32 protein-coding genes are annotated in these 26,813 nt (G+C 66.3%); 25 read left to right on the forward strand and 7 right to left on the reverse strand.

Annotated features, from left to right (window positions below):
* Positions 1–5: 5 nt before the first annotated feature.
* Positions 6–215: a hypothetical protein gene (locus tag AB0L82_RS35870; protein ID WP_364646951.1), complete on the reverse strand. Its 210-nt coding sequence runs from the start codon at positions 213–215 to the stop codon at positions 6–8.
* A 21-nt stretch (positions 216–236) separates the two neighbouring features.
* On the opposite strand from AB0L82_RS35870, the gene AB0L82_RS35875 reads away from it, so the two are divergent.
* Positions 237–566, forward strand: coding sequence for a hypothetical protein (locus AB0L82_RS35875; protein WP_364646954.1), 330 nt, complete (start codon positions 237–239; stop codon positions 564–566).
* A 147-nt stretch (positions 567–713) separates the two neighbouring features.
* Here the strand turns inward: AB0L82_RS35875 and AB0L82_RS35880 are convergent, their stop codons facing one another.
* From AB0L82_RS35880 to AB0L82_RS35890, 3 genes are all read right to left on the reverse strand, one after another.
* Entirely contained in the window at positions 714–1,280 is a 567-nt protein-coding gene (locus tag AB0L82_RS35880) for a hypothetical protein (protein ID WP_364646957.1), read from the reverse strand.
* A gap of 296 nt (positions 1,281–1,576) precedes the next feature.
* Entirely contained in the window at positions 1,577–2,212 is a 636-nt protein-coding gene (locus AB0L82_RS35885) for a 2'-5' RNA ligase family protein (protein ID WP_364646960.1), read from the reverse strand.
* A 14-nt stretch (positions 2,213–2,226) separates the two neighbouring features.
* Positions 2,227–3,528 (reverse strand): hypothetical protein, encoded by a 1,302-nt coding sequence (locus AB0L82_RS35890; RefSeq protein WP_364646963.1) that lies wholly within the window; start codon positions 3,526–3,528, stop codon positions 2,227–2,229.
* 380 nt (positions 3,529–3,908) lie between these two features.
* On the opposite strand from AB0L82_RS35890, the gene AB0L82_RS35895 reads away from it, so the two are divergent.
* On the forward strand, positions 3,909–4,316 hold the full coding sequence (locus AB0L82_RS35895) for a DUF4254 domain-containing protein (RefSeq protein ID WP_364646966.1): 408 nt from the start codon (positions 3,909–3,911) through the stop codon (positions 4,314–4,316).
* Positions 4,317–4,494: 178 nt separating this feature from the next.
* Here AB0L82_RS35895 and AB0L82_RS35900 read toward each other — a convergent pair whose 3' ends face one another.
* Together AB0L82_RS35900 and AB0L82_RS35905 are read right to left on the reverse strand one after the other, a co-directional pair.
* Entirely contained in the window at positions 4,495–5,028 is a 534-nt protein-coding gene (locus AB0L82_RS35900; RefSeq protein WP_364646969.1) for an NUDIX hydrolase, read from the reverse strand.
* 4 nt (positions 5,029–5,032) lie between these two features.
* A complete protein-coding gene (locus tag AB0L82_RS35905; RefSeq protein WP_364646972.1) occupies positions 5,033–6,439 on the reverse strand; it encodes a helix-turn-helix domain-containing protein in 1,407 nt (468 codons plus the stop codon).
* A gap of 188 nt (positions 6,440–6,627) precedes the next feature.
* On the opposite strand from AB0L82_RS35905, the gene AB0L82_RS35910 reads away from it, so the two are divergent.
* The 7 genes from AB0L82_RS35910 to AB0L82_RS35940 all read left to right on the forward strand — a co-directional run bounded on the left by AB0L82_RS35910 (position 6,628) and on the right by AB0L82_RS35940 (position 13,461).
* On the forward strand, positions 6,628–7,269 hold the full coding sequence (locus tag AB0L82_RS35910; protein ID WP_364646975.1) for an aspartyl/asparaginyl beta-hydroxylase domain-containing protein: 642 nt from the start codon (positions 6,628–6,630) through the stop codon (positions 7,267–7,269).
* The gene (locus AB0L82_RS35915; protein ID WP_364646978.1) at positions 7,266–9,728 is read left to right on the forward strand and encodes a PEP/pyruvate-binding domain-containing protein; all 2,463 of its coding nucleotides are present in this window, start codon (positions 7,266–7,268) and stop codon (positions 9,726–9,728) included. The genes AB0L82_RS35910 and AB0L82_RS35915 overlap by 4 nt, the downstream gene beginning before the upstream one ends.
* Positions 9,725–10,276, forward strand: coding sequence for an ATP-binding protein (locus AB0L82_RS35920; protein ID WP_364646981.1), 552 nt, complete (start codon positions 9,725–9,727; stop codon positions 10,274–10,276). Before AB0L82_RS35915 ends, AB0L82_RS35920 begins: the two co-directional genes overlap by 4 nt.
* Positions 10,270–10,887 carry a hypothetical protein gene (locus AB0L82_RS35925; RefSeq protein ID WP_364646984.1) on the forward strand — a complete coding sequence of 206 codons (618 nt, stop codon included), beginning with the start codon at positions 10,270–10,272 and terminating at the stop codon, positions 10,885–10,887. Before AB0L82_RS35920 ends, AB0L82_RS35925 begins: the two co-directional genes overlap by 7 nt.
* A complete protein-coding gene (locus AB0L82_RS35930; protein WP_364646987.1) occupies positions 10,884–11,747 on the forward strand; it encodes a glycosyltransferase family 2 protein in 864 nt (287 codons plus the stop codon). Before AB0L82_RS35925 ends, AB0L82_RS35930 begins: the two co-directional genes overlap by 4 nt.
* 42 nt (positions 11,748–11,789) lie before the next feature.
* Positions 11,790–12,971, forward strand: a complete 1,182-nt coding sequence (locus AB0L82_RS35935) for a hypothetical protein (protein ID WP_364646990.1) — start codon at positions 11,790–11,792, stop codon at positions 12,969–12,971.
* A 193-nt stretch (positions 12,972–13,164) separates the two neighbouring features.
* Complete coding sequence (locus tag AB0L82_RS35940) at positions 13,165–13,461, forward strand: hypothetical protein (protein WP_364646993.1); 297 nt, start codon at positions 13,165–13,167, stop codon at positions 13,459–13,461.
* 115 nt (positions 13,462–13,576) lie between these two features.
* Here the strand turns inward: AB0L82_RS35940 and AB0L82_RS35945 are convergent, their stop codons facing one another.
* Complete coding sequence (locus tag AB0L82_RS35945; protein WP_364646996.1) at positions 13,577–14,293, reverse strand: hypothetical protein; 717 nt, start codon at positions 14,291–14,293, stop codon at positions 13,577–13,579.
* Positions 14,294–15,117: 824 nt separating this feature from the next.
* Here AB0L82_RS35945 and AB0L82_RS35950 point away from each other — a divergent pair.
* The 16 genes from AB0L82_RS35950 to AB0L82_RS36025 all read left to right on the forward strand — a co-directional run bounded on the left by AB0L82_RS35950 (position 15,118) and on the right by AB0L82_RS36025 (position 26,813).
* Entirely contained in the window at positions 15,118–16,173 is a 1,056-nt protein-coding gene (locus AB0L82_RS35950) for a DUF4192 family protein (RefSeq protein WP_364646999.1), read from the forward strand.
* A gap of 104 nt (positions 16,174–16,277) precedes the next feature.
* On the forward strand, positions 16,278–16,802 hold the full coding sequence (locus tag AB0L82_RS35955; protein ID WP_364647002.1) for a hypothetical protein: 525 nt from the start codon (positions 16,278–16,280) through the stop codon (positions 16,800–16,802).
* A gap of 105 nt (positions 16,803–16,907) precedes the next feature.
* A complete protein-coding gene (locus AB0L82_RS35960) occupies positions 16,908–17,102 on the forward strand; it encodes a hypothetical protein (protein WP_364647005.1) in 195 nt (64 codons plus the stop codon).
* Positions 17,099–17,560, forward strand: a complete 462-nt coding sequence (locus tag AB0L82_RS35965; RefSeq protein ID WP_364647008.1) for a hypothetical protein — start codon at positions 17,099–17,101, stop codon at positions 17,558–17,560. Before AB0L82_RS35960 ends, AB0L82_RS35965 begins: the two co-directional genes overlap by 4 nt.
* Before the next feature lie 265 nt (positions 17,561–17,825).
* Positions 17,826–19,619 carry a ParB/Srx family N-terminal domain-containing protein gene (locus AB0L82_RS35970; RefSeq protein WP_364647011.1) on the forward strand — a complete coding sequence of 598 codons (1,794 nt, stop codon included), beginning with the start codon at positions 17,826–17,828 and terminating at the stop codon, positions 19,617–19,619.
* Positions 19,620–19,704: 85 nt separating this feature from the next.
* Positions 19,705–20,127 carry a hypothetical protein gene (locus AB0L82_RS35975; RefSeq protein ID WP_364647014.1) on the forward strand — a complete coding sequence of 141 codons (423 nt, stop codon included), beginning with the start codon at positions 19,705–19,707 and terminating at the stop codon, positions 20,125–20,127.
* 728 nt (positions 20,128–20,855) lie between these two features.
* Entirely contained in the window at positions 20,856–21,470 is a 615-nt protein-coding gene (locus AB0L82_RS35980) for a hypothetical protein (protein WP_364647017.1), read from the forward strand.
* Positions 21,471–21,548: 78 nt separating this feature from the next.
* Positions 21,549–21,953 carry a DUF6573 family protein gene (locus tag AB0L82_RS35985; protein WP_364647020.1) on the forward strand — a complete coding sequence of 135 codons (405 nt, stop codon included), beginning with the start codon at positions 21,549–21,551 and terminating at the stop codon, positions 21,951–21,953.
* Positions 21,954–22,092: 139 nt separating this feature from the next.
* Positions 22,093–22,623: a hypothetical protein gene (locus AB0L82_RS35990; RefSeq protein WP_364647023.1), complete on the forward strand. Its 531-nt coding sequence runs from the start codon at positions 22,093–22,095 to the stop codon at positions 22,621–22,623.
* Positions 22,624–22,765: 142 nt separating this feature from the next.
* Positions 22,766–23,296 carry a hypothetical protein gene (locus AB0L82_RS35995; RefSeq protein ID WP_364647025.1) on the forward strand — a complete coding sequence of 177 codons (531 nt, stop codon included), beginning with the start codon at positions 22,766–22,768 and terminating at the stop codon, positions 23,294–23,296.
* Complete coding sequence (locus AB0L82_RS36000; RefSeq protein WP_364647028.1) at positions 23,293–23,847, forward strand: hypothetical protein; 555 nt, start codon at positions 23,293–23,295, stop codon at positions 23,845–23,847. The genes AB0L82_RS35995 and AB0L82_RS36000 overlap by 4 nt, the downstream gene beginning before the upstream one ends.
* 78 nt (positions 23,848–23,925) lie before the next feature.
* Positions 23,926–24,525, forward strand: a complete 600-nt coding sequence (locus tag AB0L82_RS36005; protein WP_364647031.1) for a hypothetical protein — start codon at positions 23,926–23,928, stop codon at positions 24,523–24,525.
* A gap of 91 nt (positions 24,526–24,616) precedes the next feature.
* Positions 24,617–24,973, forward strand: a complete 357-nt coding sequence (locus tag AB0L82_RS36010) for a hypothetical protein (protein WP_364647034.1) — start codon at positions 24,617–24,619, stop codon at positions 24,971–24,973.
* Positions 24,970–25,575 carry a hypothetical protein gene (locus AB0L82_RS36015; RefSeq protein WP_364647037.1) on the forward strand — a complete coding sequence of 202 codons (606 nt, stop codon included), beginning with the start codon at positions 24,970–24,972 and terminating at the stop codon, positions 25,573–25,575. The genes AB0L82_RS36010 and AB0L82_RS36015 overlap by 4 nt, the downstream gene beginning before the upstream one ends.
* 132 nt (positions 25,576–25,707) lie before the next feature.
* The gene (locus AB0L82_RS36020; RefSeq protein WP_364647040.1) at positions 25,708–26,178 is read left to right on the forward strand and encodes a hypothetical protein; all 471 of its coding nucleotides are present in this window, start codon (positions 25,708–25,710) and stop codon (positions 26,176–26,178) included.
* Positions 26,175–26,813, forward strand: coding sequence for a hypothetical protein (locus tag AB0L82_RS36025; RefSeq protein WP_364647043.1), 639 nt, complete (start codon positions 26,175–26,177; stop codon positions 26,811–26,813). Before AB0L82_RS36020 ends, AB0L82_RS36025 begins: the two co-directional genes overlap by 4 nt.

Genomic DNA, 26,813 nt, shown 5'->3' on the forward strand with positions numbered 1-26,813 from the left:
CGTCCTCACCCCGCATCAGCGGGCACCGGCAACGCCAGCGGAGTCGGGAACGCGTACCGCGCCCCCTCCCACAACGCCTTCGCCTTCTCGTCATCCTCGCCGGTGTACACCTCGGCGCTACGCACGAGAGCCTGCGTGTCATCGAGAATCTCGACCACCGTGAACACCTGCACGGCACCGGCCACCAGCAACACACGATCACCCACTGCCACCATGCCCGCACTCTAATCGATCACATGTTCGATATCGTGCAGGGCGTGGCCGACTCGAATCGCCGCCGATACCGGCCGATCTACATGGTCGATGGCGTCGTGGTCCCGCCCGGTGAACTCGTCCGGAGTGGAGATCGGTATGTGGAGCCGCAGCTAGCGCGCTGCGAAAACGGGCACATCCTGCTCCGCCCCGGCAGCGCACTCATCGGCTGGATCAGCTGTCCGGTCCCCGGCGTCCGAGGCGGGCACCGCCTCACCCGATGCCGCCAGTGCGCGGTGATCGACTACCGACCACCCCTGGACCAGCCGTTATGCGCCTGCCAGCAGCGGGCCCGGCGAATGCCGCCGCAGTAGGGGCAACATTGTTGCGTTGGATGCAACTCGCCTCCCTCATGCCCGATGACCGGTTCAGTCAGCGCCGTAAGCGGCAATGGCGTGGATTTGCCTTAGAGTCCACCCGATCTGGGCTGGCTCTGCACGGCGCAGGGCCCCTGGCCAGGGCTAGGCCGGTCCGATAGCGAGGAGCCGTTCGGCGGTCCGACGAGGTTCATCAACCGTAGTGAACTTCTCCAGCAGCTCAGCGATGACATCTACTGCGTTCTGCGGGAGTTCTTCGAGATCGATGATGGGAAGTAACAGCAGCAAGTGGAAACCCCGGTTGGATCCGGCGTGCGCCTCCTCGATGGATACTACTTCGGACCACGAAAGGACTTGGCCTGCAACATCTTCGGTACTCGCAACCGTCCTGGGTCCAGGCGCGGTCGGATCGTGCAGCACGAGGTCGATGGCCGTGTCGTCGGGAATTGTGCGGTAGACGACGTCGACTCGGCGGCCGCTCGGCAGGGACACGGTGAATGCCGGCCAGTCCTCGGCATCGAAGACGGCTCTGTCGAAGGCTTCGGCGGCTTCCCAGTCGGGGCCGATCAGCAGCTCCTGGACACCGATGTCGTGAAAGAACGCGCCCAGGTAGGAGATCCAGAAAAGGTGCTCGTCGAGGTATTCCGGATGCCAGCTGTAGGGCCCGCCGATATAGCCGGAGATCTCGTCATCGGGACACGCCTGGATCATGATTCGAGCCTAGTCGCCAGTGCCGGATCCACTTCCGGGCCAAGTCGACAGATATACCGAAGGCATGACATGACCTTCGTTGGCCGGTAGATCGGCGAATACCGCAGGTTCGGAATATGTCTCGCCACCAGTCGAGTGTGGCGCGGTCGACTACCGGCCGCCCCTGGACCAGCCCGAGTGTGCCTGCCAGCGACCGCGGGCACTACCGCCGCACTTCCCCGGCCAGTCCGCCATCGGCTGAACTGCGGCGATACCCGCACGCACCCGTGAACCCACTCCGTGACGGTTTCTATCTACTACCGCCCCAGTTCGGCGCGCGTCACATCGGTCCACTCGTACGCGCCGCGATCCCGGTTGAGCCGGATCAGCGACACCGCGCCGATGCGGTCCTCGGCCTGGACGTGGGCGACCCCACCGGCCGCCAACTGGCTGCGGATAGCGGGGATCGAGGCCGCTCCGGTCGAGTAGGCCACGGTCAGATGCGGGTTGAACGCGTTCCCTCGCTCGGGAACGTGCTCGCTTCCCCACACCTGTCCGATCGCATCCTGCAGGTCATCGCGAATCCCTGCCAGCGGTGACAGGTCCGCGATGGGCAGTTGGATGGTTTCGCTGTCCACGATCGGCGGCCCGACCCGCACGGTGAACGCCGCGCGTGCGGCGAGCCGGCATTCGGCGGCCGCGACGATCCGATCGATATCGCCCGCGTCGACTTCATCGGTGAACCCGATGCCCTGAATCGTGATGTGCAGGCCCGACGCGGTCACCGGCGCCATGGTCGCAATCGCGGACACGGTCGGCGCGAACACCGGCACCAACGCCCGGATGGGTGAATCCGGGCCGAAGGTGATGTGCCAGGTGTAGAAGGACCGGCCCAGCGACCAACCCGGCCGCCACCACCAATGATCCCGAGTGAGTTCGTCTTCCTCGAGCATCGCGCACCCTTTCCTCAATCGGTCAGCGCGGGAACGGATCCGGTCTCCGCATCGCGCGCGAACGCCGCCGCGGTATCGACGATCTGACGCACATCGCGCGACTGCTTACCGGCGTGATCGCGCGCCATGACCGCGATCTCGCGTACCCGCTGCACCAGCGGGCCGACGCGATGCTCGCGCGGGGTCGCGCTCACCACACCCAGCTCATCGGTGACCATATCCAGATTGCCCAGCGCGACATGCGCTTTGATCTGCTGGCAGCGCACCATCCGCTCGGATCCGAGATTGCGCATCCCCTCCGGAATCCGCGTATAGGACTCGACCGCAGCGTCCGCGAACTCCAACGACCGCGCCGGATCCCCCTGCGCCAAACAGGTATCGGCCCAGAACCCGCCCGCGCGTTCGGGCGAGCACGTGAACGGGCCCGCCAGCACATCGGTGCGCGGGACCTCGCGCAGTTCGGCACCGATCTCGACCGCCCGATCCAACGCCGCCGACGCCTCGATCTTGCGCGCGGCCATCGTCAAGTCCAGGGCGTGCGCGCTGGCCAGAAACAGTGCGGCACTACCGTTTCGGGCATACCGCAACCCGTCCTGCGCGTAGTCCGCCGCGGCGCGGTAGTCCTTACGCCAGAACGCGGTGGTGTGCTGGGCGGCACGCACCCACGCCCGCAGGTCATCGTCCTCGGCGTCATCTGCCCACGCCCACGCACTGCGCAGATGCTTGTCCGCGATATCGGGCTCTCCCAGATCGGTGGTGATCCACCCCAGCACACTCATCGCCCACCCCGCGATACTCATCAATTCGGCTGTGTGACGGGGCTTTTGGCGGCCGCCGAGCAGCCCGACCGCTTTGTCCCGCACCGTGACCACGCGCCGGAACAGCGGCGGGGTGGGCTCCTTGAGGTATGAACTGGTCGCGGTGCGGAGATCAGCGCGCATGTCCTGGATCGTCAGTGCACCCACGTTGCTCGCTTCCGCCAACGTCAGCAGGGCCGCTGACTCATTGGCTGACTCCAATAATGTGTCGGCGGCGAAGTCCGAGCGTGCCCGAGGTGCACTCACACCCTCACCGTCAGATGTGTTCATACCGCTTAGCAGCCGCCAATGGAACCGGCTCACCACATCATCAGGAGCCTCGGCAAGCAGCCCATCGAGCGACCGCTTGCTCGCCAACTGCGCGGTTCGCTCGCCGTTCTCCCACGCCAGCACCGTGCGCCGGGTGACCCCCAAACGCCGCGCCAACTCCGGACGACTCATCGGAAACGCATTCCGCAGCGCGAAAATCTCACGCGTGCCCCACTCGACCTCGACCATAGGTCCGCTCCCTGCCCAGGCATCGATGTGAGCCGGAAATTACCCCCAATTACCCCTTGACGTACTCGGATTACCCCTACCGATACCGGCAGTGTCGAAGACGGCACCGGCGCTGAGCCGAATTGCTCGGAGCCCCCTTCGCATTCGCCCGGGGATGGGCGCGGAACACTCCTTGCTCGGGTACACCGCGCCTTCCGCCCTCCCCCGGCAGCGCCGGTGCCTCTCACCTCACCGCGGAGGAAGAGACACCCATGTGCGCCCCGCCCGCAGATACCGACGCCCCCCAGCCTCACACCACGAGCCGCTCCACCTGCCCGGTCGGGATGCCGCGCTACCGCCCTCCCTGGCCCCTGCCTACGTGGCGGGACCTGTATTCAGCATTGTTCAGCACCACCATTACTGACCCGATATGCGCGGCCGCGCACGCGCTGACCGACGTCCACCGCATCGCACGCTGTCACCCCGGTTTCCCGGAAAATCCGGCCCGTTCCGTGCTGATCGCGGCGATCGACCGCCAGGTCGCCCGCCGGACTCCCGTCGTCGACGAGTCGATACCGAAGCACCCCGAGACCGTCGGCGCGCTGATCGACCGCCTGGCCGCGGCCGCTGACCTCGCGATGCACCACCTCGAGACATTGGGTGGTGGCAGCGAAATCACCCACCGCACGTGGAGTGATTTCGCGGACCTCTCGCTGGCCTACCGAGATCTCGTCGCCGACCTCGCCCGGGGGCGGAAACGATTGCCACCCACCGCGACTGGCCCGATTCCCCCGAAAGACCTGCTGTAAGAGCCCACTCACTCTGGGATATCTGGGCGCAGCTCGACGCTATCGTGCCGCAGCCCTCGACTCCGAGGACCTCCAGGAGGCGATCGGTGAGTTGGGGGGGAGCGCCGACCAACACTTTTCGTCCTGATCCGCCGAAGGAACGACCGTGATCGGCCGCTCCGGCTACTGTCTGGCCGATTCATGATGTGAACGGTTGCCCGTCTTGCAGATAAGCGATCTGCCGAGCTTCCCGTGCGTCGAGCGCTGCACGGACCCGCAGCCACATGCGTGGACGTAACCGGCTCTGGGCTTCACCGGTCGAACAGAACTCGAAGGCGCTGAGTTCGTGGTCACCGATCCGCAGCGCGGCCACCTGATCGGGACCGAGCGTGCCGGCATCGAAGACGAACATCAGCGAATCGTCCCAAGGGCCATGCGGGGACACCCAATCCAGGCACAACACTCGCAAGGTGTCGACGCGCAGGGATAGCCCGAGTTCTTCGACGAGCTCACGCGCTACGGCGGCGGGCGGGGGTTCGTTGGCCTCCACCATCCCCCCGGGCAGGTCCCAGTCCGGCTTGTAATTGGGATCCACCAGCAGAATTCGCCCGTCTTGGTCGAAGACAAGCGCGTCCGCGCCGACGCGCTTGCGCGGCTGGGAGGCGTTGCCCTCGGCGAGATAGCGATTCCATGCGTCGGGGTCGCGGCGATAGAGCGGTTCCACACCGTTCATGACATCACTGTTGCCGTACGCCGGTCGAGGACCACGGTTGCGCGCGCGTGCGATCACGGATATCAGTCCCGAGGCGGTCGAGGAACTCCGCGATCGCCGAGGTGTGGCGATAGGGCTGCAAGCGCTGATGAAGCTCGCCCATATGCCGAATGACCACCGAGGACGCGACCAGCTTGGTGGAATCCAGGACAGCGCTACCCACAGCGTGCGCCTGGTCCGGATTGCCTTCCTGCGCAAGGATTGTCGCCAAGGTGAGTTGCGCGAATGCCCTGCTGCGCGCGCGTTTGGGTGGCCGCACATCAAGAATCTGCTCGACATGGACCCGCGCGCGACGCAGGTCCCCGAGCTGGCGCCAGCACCGGGCCGCTTCGCTCGAGAGCGATCCTTCATCGAATCGACTCACCCACGGCGATGTCCACGATGTATCGGTACAGGTGAGCGTGCTCGCGGCCCGGTCGAGCAGCTTGAGTGCCTCACGCCGTTGGCCCAGCGCCGCGAAGCCGCGGGCCTGCATCGACCACAGACGCGCGGCCAGTTCCGGATTGCCCGGCGCTTTGCGCAATGCCATCTCCCCCTCGTAGGCGTGGCGCATGGCCTCTCGCGGCTGGACTTGGTGCAGCGCGAGATGGCTCATGCTGGCGTACACGTGCGCCAGGAGTTGGCGGTCACCGCCGATCTTGGCCAGATCCCGGGCCCGCGAGAAGTGCTGGTACGCCTGCTGGTCGTTGCCACCGTCATGGGCCATCCAGCCCGCCATCTCGGTCAAACCGGCGGCCGCTGTGAACACCTCGCGCGAGGTTTCCTCACTGCCTCCGAACAGGCGCGGCCCGATATCGCTGGTCAGATAGGTGACAACCTCGCGGTAGAGGTGCCCGCCACCGAGCTCGCTATCGCAGGAGCGAAACGCGTGCATGGCCGCGACATCGGGATCGTGCCCCTTGCCGGTGTCACCGATACGCAAGAGCCGGAACCCGCTCCCGGCTCCGCCCCGGATCGGTGAGACAGCAGCGGGCTCGATGCCCGAACGATCTGGCAGGTGAAACCACAGCAGCGACTGCGGGACGCCCAGCAGTCGCGCCCAAAAGCACAGTTGATCCAAAGTTTGCAGGGGCGGGCCGTTTTCGATGTGGCTGAGCCGCGGCTGTGTGCAGCCAGCCCACCGGGCCACGTCGGTCTGCCGAACTCGGCTCCTATGGGCGGGATTGGCTCGATACGCGGCGATGACCTTGCCCATGTGCCGTTCGGACAATGCCTGCCGGATGGCCGGATCCTCCCAGAACAGCGGCGGCACGCTCAGCGGCGGCTTGCCGGAGCCGTCCGTGCGCGAGCAGCGTGAGCACAGATCCTTCACCGTGCCGATGCCCAGCCGCCCATTACAGATGCGGCACTGTCCACGCTCGCTGATATCCATTGCCCCGCCTTGGATTCCGATCCCGCGCAACCGCTGTGATCGACCGATTCTATCGGTCCCAGACGTGCGTGAGCTGGTCGTATTACTTCAACCGCATACCGGATAACTGACTGGGGATTCAGCTGCGGTCGCGTGGCTGTGAGAGTGAAAAGCGTTCCGCACATTCACGATTCGCCCGGAGGGTGACAGTGACTATTCCGTTCCGCTCGACCGTCGATGACAGTCTGGCCACCGGCAGGTTCTACCACGGCCCGACCGATGCCACATTCGACCTGAATCTGTTGCGCGAGGCCTACGAGCAGGTGATCGACCGCGCTCAGGCCCGAGTGTTCGACCGCGCCGGTGACCCGGTCACTTGCGTTTCGCTGACCCACCGCCCCGATGCGGCCGACCCACTCGCTGACGGCATGTGTTCGCAATTCACTCCCGAGGGGACGATGAGATACCTCGAGCGTGAATTCAGCTGTTTCAACGAGGATTTCGCCGACACCTATTTCGCTGTGGTGCATAAGGCGGTCAGCGCGATACTGCCTGTCGGACGGATGCGGCTGATGATCATGCGTCCCGGCAAGGCCTACCGAATGCACGCCGACGCCACCATGCGCGCGCATCTGGCCATCCACACTGAGCCGACCGCGTTCCTGGTCGGCCCAGACGGGCACGGGCACCATGTGCCCGCGGACGGCCGCCTGCGCGTGTTCGACACCCGGTTGCAGCACACCGCGTTCAACGCCGGTATCGCCGATCGAGTACACCTGACCCTGTCGGTCGCCGACACCGAACGCCCGCATCACATGGTGCTGCGCCAGCTCGAGGCCGGTGCGCGATGACTATCCTCACCGGAGCGGAAATCTGCCGCCAGCGTGCGCGCGGCACGATCCGCATCGAGCCGTTCGACGAACGTCGGCTCAACCCCAATTCCTACAACTTCACCCTCGGTGAGCGGCTGTGCGTCTACACCGGCCAGACCCTGGACGCACGAGTCGCCAATCCCACCCGCGAGATCCGCATCCCCGCCGAGGGTCTCGTTCTCGAAGCCGGGCAGCTGTACCTGGCTGAAACCGCAGAAGTGTTGGGCGGCAACACATTCGCGCCCACATTCTCCGCGCGCTCCAGTGTGGCCCGCCTCGGCTTGTCGATCCATCTGTCCTCCGGGCTCGGCGATATCGGCTACGAAGGCCAATGGACGCTGCAACTGCTGCCCACCGCCCCGGTGCGGGTATACCCGGGCATGGAGATCGGGCAGATGATGTGGTGGGCCCCCACCGGCACCATCACCGGTTACCACGGCAAATACCAAGGTTCACGTGGCCCCCGCGCCAGCGAATGCTGGCGCACACTGGACCGCGACATCGCCCGCACCCGATTCCCAGGCCCCGACACCGCGCACCTGGACCCCGCCCAAGTCGGCGACAAAGCCGCCACCTTGGCGCAACTGTCCCGGGCGGCGGCGGTTCCGGATTTCCTGACCGTTCCCGTCGCCGAATTCGTCGACACTGTGCCCGCCGCGACGCTCGATCGGATCGACACGGTATTCACCGACCTGCGCGCGACCGTCGGATCCACCCTCGCCACCGACGCCGCCCAGATCACCGCCCTGCTGGCAGATGTCGCACTCCGCCCCCGCACACAAGATCTGCTGAGTCTGCGGCTGCAAGAGATGTTCGCCCCCAGCACCCGGTTCGCGGTGCGATCATCAGCGATCGGGGAGGACCGCGCCGGGGCATCACATGCCGGGGTCTTCGACAGCCTGCTCGGCATCGCCGCCGGGGACGTGCCCGCTGCCGTGGCCGCGGTCTGGCGCTCGTATTACAGCCTGCCCGCCCTCACAATGCGGCTCCGCGCCGGAGATCTGGCCCCGACCCCGCGCATGGGCGTGATCATCCAAGCGATGATCGAACCCGATCTCGCCGGAATCGCCATGACCGGACTCGATTCCGATGCCCCGGACCGGATCCAGATCGAGGCAGTGCGCGGACGGGGCGACGCCCTCGCCGCCGGCATCGCTACCCCAGAACTCCCCGGCACCCTGCCCCAGGCAGTCGCAGAGGCCGTGCGCGCACTCATCGACGTGGCACGCGCCCATTTGCGCTGCCCGGCAGTGGATATCGAATGGGCCTACGCCGCCGACACGGTCTACCTGCTGCAGGCCCGACCGAACCCCGCCGCTCCCACGGCTATTCGGCGGACCGAGCCTGCCGTCGTCCCGCTCTACGACGCTGCGATCCCCTCCGATATGGCGTTGGGGCCCATCGCGGCCACGTGCGCGCACTTCGTCACCAAACGCGCCCGCGCCGCCCGGATCGCCACACAGCTGGGCATCACTCGCGGAGCCGCATACGTGCTGTATCTGCCCGCCGCCATCGACTTCGGCACCATGGTGGCCCCAGTGCTCGATCCCGAGCTGTCCAACCGGCAGGTGATCGTGGACGCGGGCGACTTCGAACGCCAACTCTTCACCCACTACACCGATCTGCCCGCCCAGCTCGAGCGCCTGCGCATCGCCACGCCCGCCGCGCAACCGCTCGCGGTGCTGGTGCGTGAGTACGTGACCGGCGTCCGGGGCATCATCACCCGCCGCGATGAGGCCACCGGCGGGTTCTACGCCGAAACCTCCCCACAGGGACTGCTGGCCATGAACCGAGGCACCGCCACCTGCCGACACATCACATTCACCACCGACACCACACTCGACGAGGTCACCGAATTGTTCGGCGGCACAACCAATCTCACCCAGATGATGGCATTCACCGACCAGCTCGAACGACTGACCGGACCCGTAGCGGTCGAATGGATCCTCGATGACGCGGGTGCCCTGTACTACATCGATCACACCGTGTTCGGCGCCGATCACGGCCAGGCGTTCGCGCTCGCGGCCGCCGAGGCGATGATGCTGTCCCCGGGACGCTGCGTGGGCCGGGTGCTGCGCGTGGAGCAGGACACCGTGCTCGAACGGCTCTCGGTAGCGCCAGCGGTCAGTGTCAGCGGAGGAGTAGACGTCAGCGGTCACCGCACCGTCGCCGAACTGGTCGCCCGCGCCCGCGCCATCCACGGCGACGGAGAACAGGTGATCCTCTCCGCTCGCCACCCCTACGCGATCCTGGCCGCGCTCATCGGACACGTCGATGGATTCGTGTTCGACTCCGGATCGCGGCTGTGTCACTTGGGAATCATCCTGCGGGAGAACACCATTCCCGCCGCTGTGCACCCCGCCCGCGACGGCGAGCTGATCATGCTCGACGACGGGCTCGTCTACTGCCTCACGATGCCGAAACAGGAGCAGTCATGACCGGACCACGTATCTGCCTGCTCGGGCATTCCGGAGCCGGGAAATCCACCACCGCCGGGCTCATCCACGCCGCTCTGGCCGCGCGCCAGATCAGCTGCGCGGTAGTCAAAGTCGCCGCCCCGCTGTACGAACTGCAACACAGCTTCTACGCGCGCCTCGGCGAACCCCTGCCACCCGGGCAGCAGGACCAGCAACTCTTGGAAGCCACCGCGGGATGGATCCGCGCCCGACGACCGATGTTCCTGGTCGAGGACTTCCTCGCGCGCGCCGCAGCCACACACGCCGATGCCCTGGTCAACGACGACATCCGTTCCTACGACATCGACTATCCCGAACTGCGCGCCCGGGGATGGACCGCCGTGCGCATCTCCACACACGGGGACCTGCGGGCAAAACGCCTTGCCGCACAAGGATATGTGAGCCTGTCCGATGCCAGCACCGCCGGAGTGGAGACCGTGGACGTCGACCACGAGATCTGCAACGACGGCGCACTCGACGAACTCGCCGCTGCTGTCCACGAGCTCATCGACGGGATGCTGCGATGCTGACCGGCCAGGCGATCCGCGAGGGTGTGCACACCGGCGACATCACCATCGACCCTTTCGACGAGGGACAGATCTGCGCCAACAGCTACGGATTCCGCCTCGGACGCGAACTGCTCCAGTACACCGCACCACCGGACGGTGTACTGGACGCGCGCACCGACGCCCCCGTCACACCCACCCCGATTCCCGACACCGGCTATGTACTGCACCCCGGCACGCTCTACCTCGCCAGCACCCGAGAAATTATGGGCGCGGCCCGCTACGCGGCGACCCTGCACGCCTGCCGCTCGGTCTCGAGCCTGGGCCTGCGGATCCAACTCTCAGCACCACTGGGACACTGTGGCGCGGTGATTCCGTGGACACTGGAACTGCGCGCGGCCGCCGCGGTACGCGTATATCCGGACATGGTGATCGGGAAAATCGCGTTCTGGCCGATGCAAGGAGTCCCCAGCCATTACCAGGGCCGCTACAGCGGCTCACCCGGGGCGGTGCGCTCCCTGCTGTCCGTCGGTAGCGGGCTCGGGCCGGGACGGGAAGTGATACCGTCCGCCGGATCCGCCGCACCGAACCATGTCGAGACCGCACCACAGCGAGAGGTACAACCGCCCCGATGAGCAGCATCGACATCATCGTTCTCACCTACAACAGCGCTCGCCTGCTGCCCGACTGCATCGCCTCGATCCGCGAACAGACCGTGGCCGACCAGGTGCGAATCCTGGTCATCGACAACGCTTCCACCGACGACACCCTCACCGTCGCCCGCGAACTCGGCATCGAGCCCATCGCCAACACCCGCAATATCGGATTCGCCGCCGCCATCAACCAGGCCGCAGCCATGGGCACCGGTGACTATGTCGCCCTGCTCAATCCCGACGCCGCACTCGGCGATCCCAAATGCCTGGAAACAATGCGCGCCACACTCGCCGACGACGGCATCGGCATCGTCGGAACCCGGATGGTGACCGGCGGCGCACCCTATCCCAACGGCCGCCGCTTCCCCTCCACCACCATCGCCGCACGCCACGCCATCATGGGAGTACTGCGACCCGGCAACACCGCCAGCCAGGAGTACTTCGGCGAAGCCTTCGGCCGCCCCGACGCCGATCAGATCGTGGACTGGGTATCGGGCTGCTGCCTGATGATGCGCCGCCCCCTGTGGGAACAGATGGGCGGATTCGACACCCGCTACTGGATGTACCTCGAAGATGCCGACCTCGCATGGCGACTCAACCAACTCGGCTACGCCACCGTGCTTTCCGGGCCGGCATGGGTCACCCACCACGGCGGCGGGTCCAGCCGCTTCCGCCGCAACAAATCGCTCTGGCACCACCACCGCAGCGCCGTGCTGTTCTACGCCCGCACCCGCACCGGCATCAAACGCGCACTCCTGCCCGCCGCGACCGCGTTCCTCATGGCCCGCCTCGGCGTGCTGGTCGCGATCAACACCGTGCGCCGCTTCACCGGAAAATCCTGACCGACTCCTTCTGACCTGCGCTTTCCTGGGAGTGTATTCGTCATGCCCGAAACACGTTCCTGCTGGCTGATTCTCGGGCCGTGGCACACCCGCTACGACCACACCACCGACAACCCCCGCCGCGGGCTCCACCGACTCGCTGCAGTCCCCGCCCCCGGCGGCCGCACTACCCGCGTTGTGACCTGGAATCACCTACGCTACAGCCGATCCGTACTCCACACAGACCCGCACCACCGTGCACTCACCGCCACCGCGGAACCGCTGGCATACCGCCAACTCACCCTGACCGCCGACGGTCACACCGCGCCCGAGGACATGCCGCTGGTGTTGCTGGCCCCAGAATCTGCCGGGTGGGCGGTGTATCTGCCGGTCCGGCTGGGCGATATCGATGCACTATTCCACCGCGTCGACATCGTGCCCGAGCCGACCAGCCACATCACGCACCCCTCACTCGATACCGTGCACCGAACCCTCCAAGCCCTGCCCGGATACTCGAAAACCGTTGGCAGTCACGAATGCTGGTACTTCAAACACGACCCAGACACCGAGTATGAGCACAAATTCACCCTTGACCCGGGCACCGACATCTACCGCTTGGCCCGCGACGTCAAAGCCCACATCGGCCACGGCGACCTCGCCCGCTACCGCGCCGAATACCGCAACGACTTCGAACTGTGGTCGTTCGCTAACCACATGTTCGAAGTCACCGGCCCCACCACCGCCGACCGCGGATACGCCTCATTCATCCCCCGCGCCGCAGGTGGCTACACCATCAAACGCAAACACTTCACCCACGACCAATTCCGGCGCACCGAACACAAAACCTATTGGCCCGCACCACATGCCACGCTTGCGCACATGCACACCCATCTCAACGACACCCTCGCGATCCACGCCCACTACCTCGGAAGCTTCGACCGCATCCGCTTCGACGACATGCTCGAAAGCTCCGACACCGGGCACATCTACTCACTGATGACCGACCGCTGTAACTTCCACGGATACCCCGCGCCCCTGCAACAGCTCGAGATCGAATACATCCGCTCCCGAGGCGACGCCCGCGACTGCGAACACGAAATCATCGCCGAACTCGATCACCTCAGAGACTGGACACAGCACTTCCTCATCGCACATGACGTCACCGCCACCGCGGACTACACCTCGAAATACACCCACCTGCGCCAACTGGCTGCTCCCGCGGACCCGTATCCGCCGCGACCGTGACGACCCCACCGGTGCGCGCCAGGAAATCTCGGCCGCTCCGCACTCTCCCGGCCCGCCAGAATTGTTCGGCAACAACAACGACCCCGGCGACGCCGCCGGACACCGGGGCGATAGCCGCCCTGGGTGATCGAATCGCAGAGCCACGAACGCGACGACCTCACGAAGCCGCACGAGATCGAGGATGATCAGCGGCATGAACGAGGAAGACCGGATCTGGATCGCAGCTCGAGGCCGGACCCAGTCAGACACACCGGTCTACACCACGCAGGCCGATGGCCGCGCCCTGCTCAAAGTGATAGCGACAGTGGGCGATATCGCCTACGCCGCCACTCCATGGCACCCCGCGGGCGCGCCGATGGCCTTGCCCGCCACCGCCATCGCCGCCGACTGCGACCTCCCGCTCGAGGAGGTAACCGGGCGCGAATTCACAGCCAGGGGAAACCGCGACGGACTCAGCGACTACCGGCTCGTATTCGACCCGCGCCGGTAACTCACCGAACGACGAAAACCGCTGGTTTACAGTGGTTGTGTCGTTGTCGCCGATACCGACATCCAGATATGTGCGACAACAACAACCGGTCCCGCTGTCGCCGATCAGTCGTTGACTACAGGTCGAGGTATTGGCGGGACAGCCCCACCCGTGCGGGCGGCACGTCACCGATCCGCATGCCCAGACCGGGCAGCATGCGCTCGATCTGCGGCCCGCTCAACGGCGCGGACACCGGAGCCAGACTGAACGCCCCCGGCAGGTCCTCCCACCGCCGGCCGGACTCGATCGCCCGGATCCTCGCCACCGCGCCCTCATGCACGAACACCACTGCCCGCAACCGATCGCGGCGACTCTCGGGAATCCGGGTCGCGCCTGCGGTCAGCCGCCGGTCCATCTCCCAGTCCGGATCCTCCGAATCGGCGAACTCGGCCGCGAGTTCCGCCAGATGCAGCGCGCGCCGGTACACCACAAGCACACAGTCCGGAGGTCGCGGCGGATCCGGCAACTCCAACTCCGGCAACATCTCGCGCGCCCACCCATAGTCCGCGACAACAGCTTTCGGCCGCGCGTCCACCGTCAGCACGGTGTGGACGCCGTGCGCGAGTTTCTCCCGGATCGGTTTCATCTGGTGCTGGGCCAGGCGAGTGCCCATGTCCTGGAACCGGGGCGGCTCACTGGCGCGTCCGTGCCCCAGCTTCCACAGATCGTGGCTGATCAGCACCGCGACAGGCTTATTCGACCGCGACAACACGAACACCTGATTGTCCTCATGCGCGGCGCTCATATGGGTGGCCAACTGCTGCGACAACGTCGAGAAGGTCACCATCGCCATAACCATCACCTTACGTTCTTATGCATCGAAGCAATGAGGGACGCGCGAAACCCCGCACCCGCCCGGACCATCGATCCCGGCTGCCAGAACAACACATCAGAGCTACCGCGACCAGGGAACGTCCCCGACTCAGCGTCGCTCCCGCGGACTCACCACCCAGCCCGGATCCGCACGCGCACACCACGTTCGAGCGCCCGGCATCGGTGAGCGCGTGACGTCCGCGGCCTGACGGCCGCGCGGTTGCGCTCCCGACCGGTGTCGGCGCCCCTTCACTGAGCCACCCACGGGGCTATCACGGCCCCACGCGACGCGGCAAGGGAAAAGCGTCCTTGCCCCGCCACGCGGCACCGTGATCGAGACGCCCCAGGCTCAGCGAAGGACCACACCGACACCCACCTGCGGTTCGGTCGCTACACCGGTCCCCCGCGACCTGCGGCCGCGTACCGGGGGCGCTGCCCCCGAGACCCCCGCCCCTCCGCGCCGGGGAGGCGAGGCTTGCAAAGGGCCGCAAAGAAGTCAAACCCGAAAGACAAGAAAAACACCGAAAAGAAAACACCCTCCCACCAGGCCAAACAACCACTAATGTGCACCTAAAACTGATATTATTGTTCCAGGAAGGAGGGAGGGGGAGAGTCCCCCGGAGCCGGAGGCTACAGAACGCCTTACCCCTGGTCCCAGGTGCATCGATTGACCTTCGTACCCGTGTTCTTTGAGAACTCCACAGTGTGATTGAAGGCAATTCATACCCATTCCGGGCGATATATTCGCGCGCCCGGAATCGGGGAACATGAAATTCCATCCAGCTCTCACAGGAGGCAATTCTCATGAACTCGATCAACGATCCGGCCGCCGACCCCGGCCACCTCATCGCCGCCATCCCCTCCCTGCTGCACAGCAGCCCCCAGGAAGCGTTCGTGCTGCTGCTCGCTGACGCGGGACTGATCCAGCAACACCAGGTCTATCCCCTCGACAGCGCCCCCCACGTGCTGTTCGCCCGTATCGCCAACCAGATCCGCACCACACCCGCCGATACCGCCTACCTCATCGGTATCGCCGCCGCCATGACCGGCCCGGCCCCGACCAACACCCTCGCCGAAATGCCCGGCGCGTACCGCGCCCTGCCCCGCGCCATCGCGAACGTCCTGGCAGAGAACGGGATTGCCGCCGGGATCTGGGGAACACCCGCACTCACCGACGCCGCGCCCTGGTGGACCTTGACCGGAACACCGCGCACCGGCGTCCTGCACTCCCCCAGCCCGCTCACCCCGCCCCCGCTGCCGGTACTGGCCGCATTGCACGACCCCCGCGCCGAGGCCACCCACGTATTCGCCACCGACGAGGAATTCACCACCCACCTCGACGCCGCCTTACCCGCCGCCCAACACGCCTCCGAAGACCGGTTGGCCGCAGCAATCCGCCGAGGCACCCCCGATCAGCATTTCACCGCCGAACTCGACACCATCCGCGACTACCTGACCACCTTGAGCAGCCACGACGGCCCCGCCGAAAACGATCCCGAATTCGCCACCGAAATCGCGCGCATCTGCGTGGTGCTGCGCTGCGAACGAGTCCGCAGCAGCCTCTACGAAATCGTCACCGACCCCCGCGCCTGGTTTGGGCCCCACACCCGGGACAACGTGGACCTCGTGCTCTGGGGATTGCTGGTCACCGGCACCCGCGACCAGGACCGCGCTCACGCCGCCACCTTGCTCGCGCTCGCGCTGTACATCCGGTTCGACGATATCGCCGCCGCCGAAGTCGCCATCGATATCGCCGTACACGCCGACCCGCACCACCAGGTAGCCCCGGCCGTCCACGAGGCCATCCGCCAACGCCAACACCCCGCCGACCTGCGCGCGGCATTCACCCACATCCACTGACAACAATCCGCTCACCGGCGTGGGCTGGCCGAACCGTAACCGTCCAGCCCACACCCCGCGAGCCCGGTTCTCCCCCAACCGAATTCGACTCAGAAGGGCACCCGATGACCCCACCCCCGCACGTGGTGCGCGTGCGCACCGCACCCGACCTCATCGCCACACTCGCCCGCTACCTGCCCCAGTACCAGGACCACAACCCCCTCACCAACGCACTGCTGCTGCTGTGGATCGAACACTACGAACCCGGATGGTGGCACGCCGTGGACGCGATGCTCATCACCCTGGACACCACCACCGACGCCGCCGGACCGCACTGGACCCACTCCGCACCCGACCCGAGCGCCCGCGCGATCGCGATCATCCTCGACGCCGACGCCGACGGCTGCGGAGACAACGGCATCACACACCGCCATATCCGCGAAGTCGCCCGAGAAACATTGCGGCCCTACAATATTCGGCTCGCAGCGACCTACGGTGCACGCGGCATCGAGGCCGGACAGCCCGTCTGGTCCGAAGATGACGACGCCTTCCACGGCCACGTCCCCCCGGACAGCGAACGCCCCGCCAAAGGCATGTACCTGCTGCCCACCGACCTCATGGCCGAGAAATTCATCCTCTCCCCCGTCTAACCGACACCGTGTCGATGCCATGCGCACCAAACCCGTTCTGTCCTAACCCTTCCCACCCCGAGGTGGCCTGACCGCTATACGGCCCGGCCACCAGAAAGGACACCCATGCCCACCTCATGCCCGTGGTGCACCCGCCCGGCCACCGACGAGGACCACGACCCGGACCCCGACCACCTGTGCCCCACGCACGCAGCCGAATACGACGGACTCAGCCTCATCCAGGCCCAACGCCGCGACGCCATCGAGTACGCCGAAGAATGCGAGGCCACCGCCCGCGAATACGAGAACCCCGGCCGATGAGCGCGCCTCTCACCGCCGCTACGCACCTGGAAATCATCGCAACCGGCCCCAGCTACAGCGCCGTAATCGTCGCCGAGATCGGCGCATTCAGCGCGAGCATGCAACACAGCCTCATCACCGCCGAACCTCACGTCCAGGTGCGCGCTGTGCGCGGCTACCTCGGAGTGCAATGCGACACCGTCCACTCCATACGCGCGTTCCGGCCCGGCGACCCCGGACGGCGACCACTGACCTACGACGAGATCACCGCCGGTGATCCCGTCACCGTCACCACCCGCGCCAATATGCCAGCCCGCGTGCTGTCCAAGTTCCGATCCCGCGAACCCGCGCCCGGCGCACCCGTCGGCACCGAGTACGTGAACCTCGAAGCCGTCGACACCGGCGCGAGATGCGTCAACCACCCGCACCAACTCGAACGCCGCACCGAGATCCCCACGCAGGAGGCAAAACCGAGATGAGCACCCCAACCAGTACCCCCGACCCGCCCGAGCGCGCCCGCCAGCTCGGAGGCGACATCGTGCGCGCGTCCCACGCCGACGCCTACCCCGAGGCGGCCTAACCCGGCCCCCATCCCGGTCACGACCAGGAAGGACACCCCGCACTCATGCCCCGAGCCCCGCCCCATCCGCCAACACCCGATGGTCAATAACACCAATCGATCCCGGCACCGGCCGCGCGTACCGTAACCGCGCGGCCGACCCTGACACAACGAAGGCCAAGACCATGAGCACTCTCACCCAGGACACCACCGACAGCAGCCCCGATATCGCCGCCGCGCCGGTCGAGTCCGTCGAGAACCCCGCCCCCACCGAACAGGCGCAGGCCAACGCCATCGAGCCGACGCCGTTGACCCAGGAGCAGGCCGACGATCTGCGCGCGCGGTTGCAGGCATCCGAGACCGGCCGCGTGTCGCTGATGTGGAACCCGAACGATCTGGTTTTCGGACGCAACATCCGCAAGCACGCGGCCCCCACGATCACCAAGCAGTACATCCAACGCATCCTGGACAACAGGGAAGTGTTCGAGCAGGACCCCACCGTATGGATCAATCCCGAAGGGTATTTGCAGGTCAAGGACGGGCAGCGGCGCACGCTCGGTTCCCGCGCCGCCGGACTGACCTCGATTCCGGTGATCCTGCGTTACCCGCCCGAAGGCGACACCGACACCGCGCGACGAGTATCGGAGATCGGCGGCCAACTCACCGCCAACGAGGACCACGAAGCACTGATCACCCCCGACAAGGTCGACGCGGTGGCCGAACTGCTCGACCTGGGCGTGCCCGTGACCAAGGTCGCCCGGGTGACCCCGGGCATGAACACCGCAGATGTGAAGGCCATCAAGGCGATTCGCCGCGCCAAGACCTCCACCCCGATGGACTTGGCCGCGACCGGGCAGATGACGTTCGAGCAGTCCGCCGCCCTCATCGAATTCGAAGACGACCCCCACGCGGTGGCCCGGTTGACCGAGGCCGCCAGCAAGGGCCAATTCGATTACGTGGCAACCGCTCTGCGGAACAAGCGCGTATCCGACACCGCCTACGCCGCCGCCAAGGCCAAAGCCGAAGGCGAAGGATTCACCGTGCTGGAGAACGAACCCAAGTGGACCGAACGCGACACCTACGTCTCCTCTACTCGGCTCAAAGGCCCGGACGGCACCATATTTGACCCCGCCACGATCACCGAGCCCAAGCACTGGGCGGTGTGGCTGAACGAGACCGAGAAGTACTACGTGCGCGACGACGGGCACGAAGTGCCCGAAGAGGCCATCGATTGGGACACCGAGAACAACCCGACCGCACAGCCCGAGGACGGGCTGTACGCGGTATCGGCCATCCGGATCGAATCGGTGTGGTTGCGCTACCACTACTGCATCGATGTTCCTGCGACCGGGCTGGACGATCCGCGCGCCGACACCGGGCCCGCGCCCGGCAGCGCCGAAGCCCACGCCCTGGCCGAGGCCCAAGCTCGCGAGAAGAGCCAGGCCCTGGCCCGAACCAAGGCTATGAACAACGCCGCCCGTGCGGCCACCCCGCGCCGCCGCGACGCGGTCACCAAAGCCCTCGCAGGTGCCAAGGTCCCCAAGGGTGCGCACCTGTGGCGCACCAAGCTCGAGGCATCGGACCCCGGCATCCTCACCGAACACAACGCCACATTGCTGGCCGCTGAAATGCTCAACATCAGCCGGGACAAGCTCATCGATGGCAGCGCATTCGACAACGTCAGCGAGAACCGCGCCGCCGTCATCGGACTCGGTATCGCGATCGCCGCCGTCGAAGCACGCATGCACCCCAACCTGGGCGACAAGGGCAACGAACGCCCCGACTGGTGGCGACGCTCGGGCAGGACCCTCGCACGCGGTCTCGACACGTTCGCGCACTACCTCGAATTCCTCAAAACCCTCGAATTCCCCAAGGACGTCGACTTCTCCCTGTCCCCGATCGAGCGATACCGCATCGGCGACATCGATGAAACCACCTTCTACACCGAGGAAGCCGACCTCACCGGCATCACCGCCTAACCACCCCGACCCACTCCGCCGTGGGCAGGACACCACCACCGGTGTCCTGCCCACACCCATATCCCCCGCCCGAAAGGACACGCACATGAGCCCCACCACGCCCGAAACCGACTACGCCGCAGGAGATCTCATCGTGCTCTCACACCGCGACGTGCCCGAGAAATACCGGGACGGCATCTACGCGGTAATCAAATCCAAGAATGGTCGCCTCACACTCGAAAACCTGACCAACGGCCTCGAGTGCACCGTCGACCACCGGGCCGCGCACCGGGCCACCGACCAGGAAATCCAGACCCTCGAAACCGCCCTGGCCGCACTCCCGCCACTGCATCGCGGATCGTTCGTCACCCTCCCCGACGACAAACAGACACACATCGTGGTCGCCGTACCCAACCGAAACGCCCGCCACTACCACGTCACACTGCCCGGCGGTGACAATGGCCGCTACCAGCGCGTGACACGCGGCGCACTCACCCTGGACCAAGACGCCCGCCTGTTCACCCCCTAACCACCCTGCGCAGGCGGGCCGCACCACAGCGACCCGCCTGCGGCAGCCAAAACCCGCCCAGAGCTACCGCGACCCAGGCCGGTCCCCGACCCACGCTGCTCCCGCGGACTCACCACCCAGCCGACACCGGAACCCGCGCACCGCCCCGCGGAATCTCCTCCGGTCGGCATCGCCTCACCCCGACCACCGCGCGGTGGGTGGTGGTTCCCGCGACCTGCGGCCGCGCGGTGTGCGTCCCTGGTGGGTGTCGGCGCGGCCCTCCACTGAGCCACCCACGGGGCTATCACGGCACCACGCGACGGCTCAAGGGCGAAGAACATGCCCTTGCCCCGCCACGCGGCACCGTGATCGAGACGCCCCAGGCTCAGCGAAGGACCACCCCGACACCCACTCCCCTCACCAGGGCCGCCCACCGGTCCTCCGCGACCTGCGGCCGCGTACCGGGGGCGCTGCCCCCGAGACCCCCGCCCCTAACGCCGGGGAGGCGAGGCTTGCAAAGGGCCGCAAAGAAAGTCAAACCCAAAAGACAAGAAAAACATCGGAAAGAAAACACCCTCCCACCAGGCCAAACACCCACAAAGTGCACCAAAAAACGCTATTATTGTTCTATTGGTTCGGAGCGCAGGACCGGCCCCGGTACCCGTGTTCTTTGAGAAATTCATAGTGGATCTATCACCCCTCAGGAAACGAATGCGCACGTGTGCGCACCGACAGAGAGGAATTCCGCCATGAACGCGGAAAGTGATTTCTGGGTACCGGTCTCGGAGAGTCCCTATCGGATTATCCACGCCCCCGACCCGGAAGACCCCGCCATAGCGACCACGCGGGAATGGACCCAGTGGGGTGGGCAATACCGCAGCGTTCACCACGCCGCCGGATACGCCCGAGCCCATCTGCCCGACCAGCAACCGAAACGGATTGTGCTGGTAGAGAAGCGATCCCCCGAGCCCCGGCCCGGACTCGACAACTACCGCACCGTCACCCTCTGGGAAGGGCGCAGGGTTCCCGCCGATCTGGGCAAGGCCACCCACTGCCAGACCGCCGACAATCTGCACATCACCGAGCACATATCCCGCACGCTCATTGATTTCTGCGAAATCACCGCCGACATTCTCGCCACATACGGCCAGGCATTCGAATTCGCCGCCACCGTATTCGGCAAGCGCGATTACCGCACAATTCACGAATTCGCGGTATGGGTTACAAACCAGAAAGTCGCGGACACTGCATATCGGCCCGACCATGAAGCCGATATCAAACGGTGGGCAGCGGCAGGCAATGGCCCCGAATGGTTGCAGTACTGCGCAATCACCCGCACACCGGCCACTACCACCGCCAACTAACCCCACCCGACCCGGCGGGGGCTGGACGAACCGTAACCGTTCAGCCCCCGCCGGTCACCCCGGCCGAAAGGGCTTCACATGTTCGAAAACGCCGAGATCATCCACTCCTACACCCGCGCCCAGGCAATCGCGGACGAGGTATTGCACGACTACACCGCATTGGCCAGCGAGATGGGTTTCCGGTGCTCGTTCGCGATCGCCCATCACGCATGGGTCGAGGCGGTGCGCTGGGACGAGAGCGACACCCGACACGGCCAGAGCGAGACCGGCCGAGCCTGGGACGTCATCACCTGCGCACACTTCGCGATCGCCTCAGCCAAACACGCCAAAAAGGCCCACGTTGATCGGCTCGAGTTCACGGTGTACCGGATCGTGCGCGACAGCGACGACCCCACCCCGCGCCCCATCACCCTGGTCATTCATCTCGGACCCGGTGACAACGGCGAACCCGTGTTCACCGTCATGGCCCCGGCCGACCAATAGGCCGGTCCCGCGCGAGCCGGAGCCACCGCCCCGGCCCCCTAGTTCCACCTGAAAGACCAGAGGGTACCGGGCCGCGCGTAACGGCCCGGTACCCGCGCTCACCCTCCCCGCGCCCTACCAGCACAACCCGAGGAGCATCATGGCTTCCCACATCGTTCTGATCGATGACGTGCCCGCGCTCGTTGCGTCGCTCCCCCAGCAGTACGGCCGCGAGATACCGCCCCGCTCGCTTGTGCTGCTACTGCTCAAAACCGTTACCCCCCAACACATGACGGTCGAGAACATCGCGGTATCGCCGCTGGAATCGTTGGACCGGTTCACCACTACCGAACTCACTTCCGGAACCGTCGGCAATACCGTCATCGCCGTCATAGTCGACGACCTTGCCCACTGCCCGGCCGTGCGAGGCTATGAACACTCGCTCATCCTGGACGCCGCCGCCTACGGTCTGGCCGCCCGCGATGCCACCATGACCGCCCTGTACGCGACGAGCGCGATCAGCGCCGGTCACCCCGTCTGGTCGGTCGATACCTACGAGATTCTCGGCAGCGTGCCCGCACCCCGCCCGGCCCCACCCGGCGGGACCAGCTACCACCTTGCCCAGCAACTGAGTTGGCCCGCGATCAATCCGCCCGCACGACTCGCGGACACGGTGGACGACTACACGTAGTCACCCGATCCCAGGCAGACAACGAAAGGGCATCGGGCCGAACCGTAACGACCGGCCCGATGCCCGGCCCACCCTACCCCGACCGCGATCCGGGCAGGCCCACAACCACCCCGGATCCCTTCCCCGAGAAGGAGTTCACCCGATGCTGCGCATCGAATCCGCCGACGACGCTCACCCCCTCGATATCGTGCCACCCGATCGGTTCGCCGACACCGTGCGCACCCTCATGGAGTTCCGGCAGCTGAGTCCCGCCCAGCGCGCCCAAATCGACGCCATACAACACAAGCTGACCACCGGCCAGCCCATCACCTACCACGACACCCACGGTCTCGGTATCGCGGTACGCACACTCAGCACCGCCGAAGCGGTCGCCGAAGGAGCCCGCCAGTGGTTCCGCCGCCGCGCCGAACGCGAAGACGCCGATCTCAATTCCTGTTTCCCCGAAGACCATTGGGGCCATAACCACGGCGGACAAGTACGATTCGCCGCCGCCCTGCACAGTGGCAATGTCGCGATCACCGGAGAACGCGAAGTGACCGCGAGCGTGCCCACCGAATTCGGCCATCTCGGCACCCATCTGGCCAGCGACGCACTCGACCACGGTGGGCAATGGTTGCCCGACACCTCCGCGATTCGCGATATCGACCCCTACACCGCCGCCATCACATGGTGACCGCGACCGATCCCAGCGCCCCCGAGCCGAGCACCCCGAATCGGGGCGAAGCCGCCTGCAAACTGTGCGTCTTCATGGCAGGCATCGGACAGGAGCACCGCCACCGCCACGAGCTCGCGACCCAGCTGCGCCACGAGATCCGCAATTGCGATACCGCCCGCGCCGGTATCGCCGAATGGGCCGCCACACAGTACGAGGCCCTGGAATTTCACGACGCGATCATGAGCGCCGAACAGCAACGAATCTGGGCCCAGCGCACACACAAGAACTGGCACCAGGTGCACGCGCACACCCCGGACCAGTGCGGATTACGCGAACGGGTGAACGTGCACAAAACCCGATGCAGGTGGACCGAGTGCACCGCATGGGCAACCGTGTTGGTCTCAGACGGGTTTTGCGCGACCCTGCTGTGTCCCGCTCATGAACGCAAAGCCGTTGCCTCGCTTCGCTATCGCGGCTACGCCTCACGCATCACCGTCACCCCGGCCGCCCAATGCTGGCGCACCAGCGAGGACTACGAAGCCCACTACCAGGACAGCAGCACTTTCTAACCCACCCCTCACCGCAAGGACCGGGGCCGAACCGTAACCGGCCCCGGTCTTCGCGCCTATCCCCGCGGAGTTGAACATATGTCCACACCCGATCAGTCGCAGCAGCCCACGCACGTCGAATTCACCGTGCGCGGCAACGGGTTCCGCTCGGTGCTCATTCTCAGCCTCGACTACTTGACCGATGGCACCGCCCAGAGCGTCGCCACCGATTTGCAACCGGCGTTGGTGCGCACCGTGCACGCTTACACCGGATTGCGGTGCGAGCACATCTATTCGGTGCGCATGATGCGCTACGACGCCGACCAAGGCCACTACGTGGCCACCACCCCCGGCCCTCTCCCGTACCTGCTGTCCGAACTGGCCCCCGCACTTCCCGGTGACCCGCCCGCGCTGAACCTCATCGCCTGCAACATCACCGATGTGCAGTGGGACACCGAGCAGGGCCGCGTGCAATGGCCCGCCGCCCGCGCGTTCGGAATCCTCAACCAGGACACCGGCGCTCTTGTCGCCGACGAGACCGGCCCACTCTATTGGACCGCCAAAGCCACCGCCGCCGAGATCGCCCAGAACATCGCCACGAGCCCCAACAGCGTCAGCGCATGGATAACCCCAGTCCCGGGCACCTTCTGCCCGCCGCCCACCCCGGCCGCCCGTAGCGGCCACGACAGCACCCACTAAACCCACCCCTGATCAAGCAGGGACCGGGGCCGAACCGTAACCGGCCCCGGTCCCTGCTCTCTTTCCCAGCTCAACCAGAGAGGACACCGCCATGCCCAAGCCCAAGAAGCCCAAAGACCCCGCCATCTATATCGGCGACACCGTGCACACCATCCGCGCAGACGGCACCGAAGGCAAGGCCCGATGGACCGTCGAGGCCATCAACCCGGACACGTCCAAAGTCGACATATGGCGCACGGTAAGGCTCGATTACACCAGGACGCGAACCACCGGAATGTGGTTCGCCGCCGACCGCCTGGTGTTGGTGCGCCACGGCAACGCCATGGACGACTCGAGCCGCAAAGACGGCAGCTCGACCACACAGAAGCCACACCACCTCGACCGCACCCAGAGCCCGTACGTCCTGGACGGCAAAGCCCACCACCCCGACGCAGGTGAGCAGCCATGACCACCAGCCCCGACACCGACGCCCCTCAGGCCGACCCGTCCGACCCGCTCGCTCAGATTCTCGCCGACCTCGAAATCGTGGAAACCACCCTCGAGGCGATGCTGCCGCAAATGCAGTGGGCGAATGAGGAGATCGCCGCCGCGCAAGAACGTCATCCGGCCGCCCGAGAGCAGCTGCACGCCAGTTTTCTCCTGCTCAAACCCACCAACGACCTCATGAGGCGGGAAATGCCGTATCGGGCACACTGCCGCGAGATCCTCGAGCGCGTCGCCACCGGCGGCGACACCCGCCCCGCGACCGCGATCGAAGTACTGGGAGCCCTGGCGCGCGCTTCCGCGCGCACCCCGTTGAACACCGCCGCTACGGGGCTGTACTTCCGCATGTGGAAGGCAGGGGAGGCCGCAGGGTTGCCCGATATCGGCATCGTCTCCGAGCTCGAGCATTACGAGGCGATCGCAGGCACCCTCATGGACGAGTACGAGCACGACGCCCGCACCCGGCTAGCGCAACCCGCACGCTCGCTCACCCCCGTGCCCGCCGCATTCATCGCCGCGACCGCGCCCACTCCAGAGCCCGAACCGGGCACGTTGTTCGACCTCTGACCACCCGCCCATACGGGCGCGCAGCGCGGGACCGGCATCGCTCCGGTCCCGCGCCCACGCGCGCCCTCCCACGAAATGTGAAGCGAGCCAACGATGCAACCCGACGCCATCGGTACCGCCGTTCTGTCGCACATGATCGAAGCAATTCACACCGGTTGTTTGACCGAGCACGACTATTACGACCTTGCCGCCCAGGAAGTCGCCGCCGCCCGCGACCGCCACCCCGAGCAGGACCAGCCGCTACAGGACGCGTTGCGACTGCTGCGGCCCACCCATCCCGGTATGTGTTCCGCGCCGCTGTTCCGTGCCCACTGCCGCGAGATGCTCGAGCGAGTCGCGACCGGCAGCGATACCCAGCTCGGAACCGGCGTCGAAATCATGCTGGCGATATGGCGCAGCCATATTCAACCGGTCGATGTCACCGCGGCTGGATTGTTCCTGCGACTGTGGCACGCGGCCGAGCTTCCCGAGATCGATGTTCCCGCGCCCGCCGCGACCCGCCAGGACTACGAGGCCCGCCACGCCAGCGCCATCGACGAACTCGACAGCGCCGCCCGCGCGGACCTCACCCAGCCCGGGCGCACCCTGCACCCCGAGCCATGACCGCCGCCCCGTCACCCCGACCGCCGCATAGCGCGGCCGCCGCCCGCGAGGAAGTCGCCGAGCGCACCGCCACCGCCCACCGCCAGACCCTGGTAGTGGCCGATATCGACGCCGCCGCCCAGCGGCGCACACTGCGCACGGTCGAGCCCGAACACCAGTTGGTCGCGGCCTTGCTCAATCTCGACAGCACCGACGCGGCCGACATCCTGGCTCACGTCCGCACCAGCGACTTCGCCGACCACCGCTGTGCCGCTGTGTCGGTGCTGATTCGGCACCTGATCAACCAGCAGCAGCGACCCACCCCGCAGGCCGTAGCCGCCCTAGCGCGTGGATTGGGCAAGCGGCTCAGTGAATTCCACCTCACGCCCGAAAATGTCGCCGAATTCGCGATCGAGCTGTACACGCTCGGATTCCCGATCACCGCATGGGCCAGCGCCGCCCTAGTCGTCGAGGACAGCTACCGCAGACAGTTCGAGACCGCCGGTACCCGCATGGCGCAAATGGCCGCTACCTGTGCCCCCGTTCGTGAGCTCGAGAGTTACACCGGCCGCGCGCTCAAACGCTGGCGCAAGGAACGCGAGCGCCTTGCCGACATCACCGCCCGCACCCGCGCCCAACCCCGAACGGAGATCTAG

Source organism: Nocardia sp. NPDC052001 (assembly GCF_040680615.1).
Taxonomy (GTDB): domain Bacteria; phylum Actinomycetota; class Actinomycetes; order Mycobacteriales; family Mycobacteriaceae; genus Nocardia.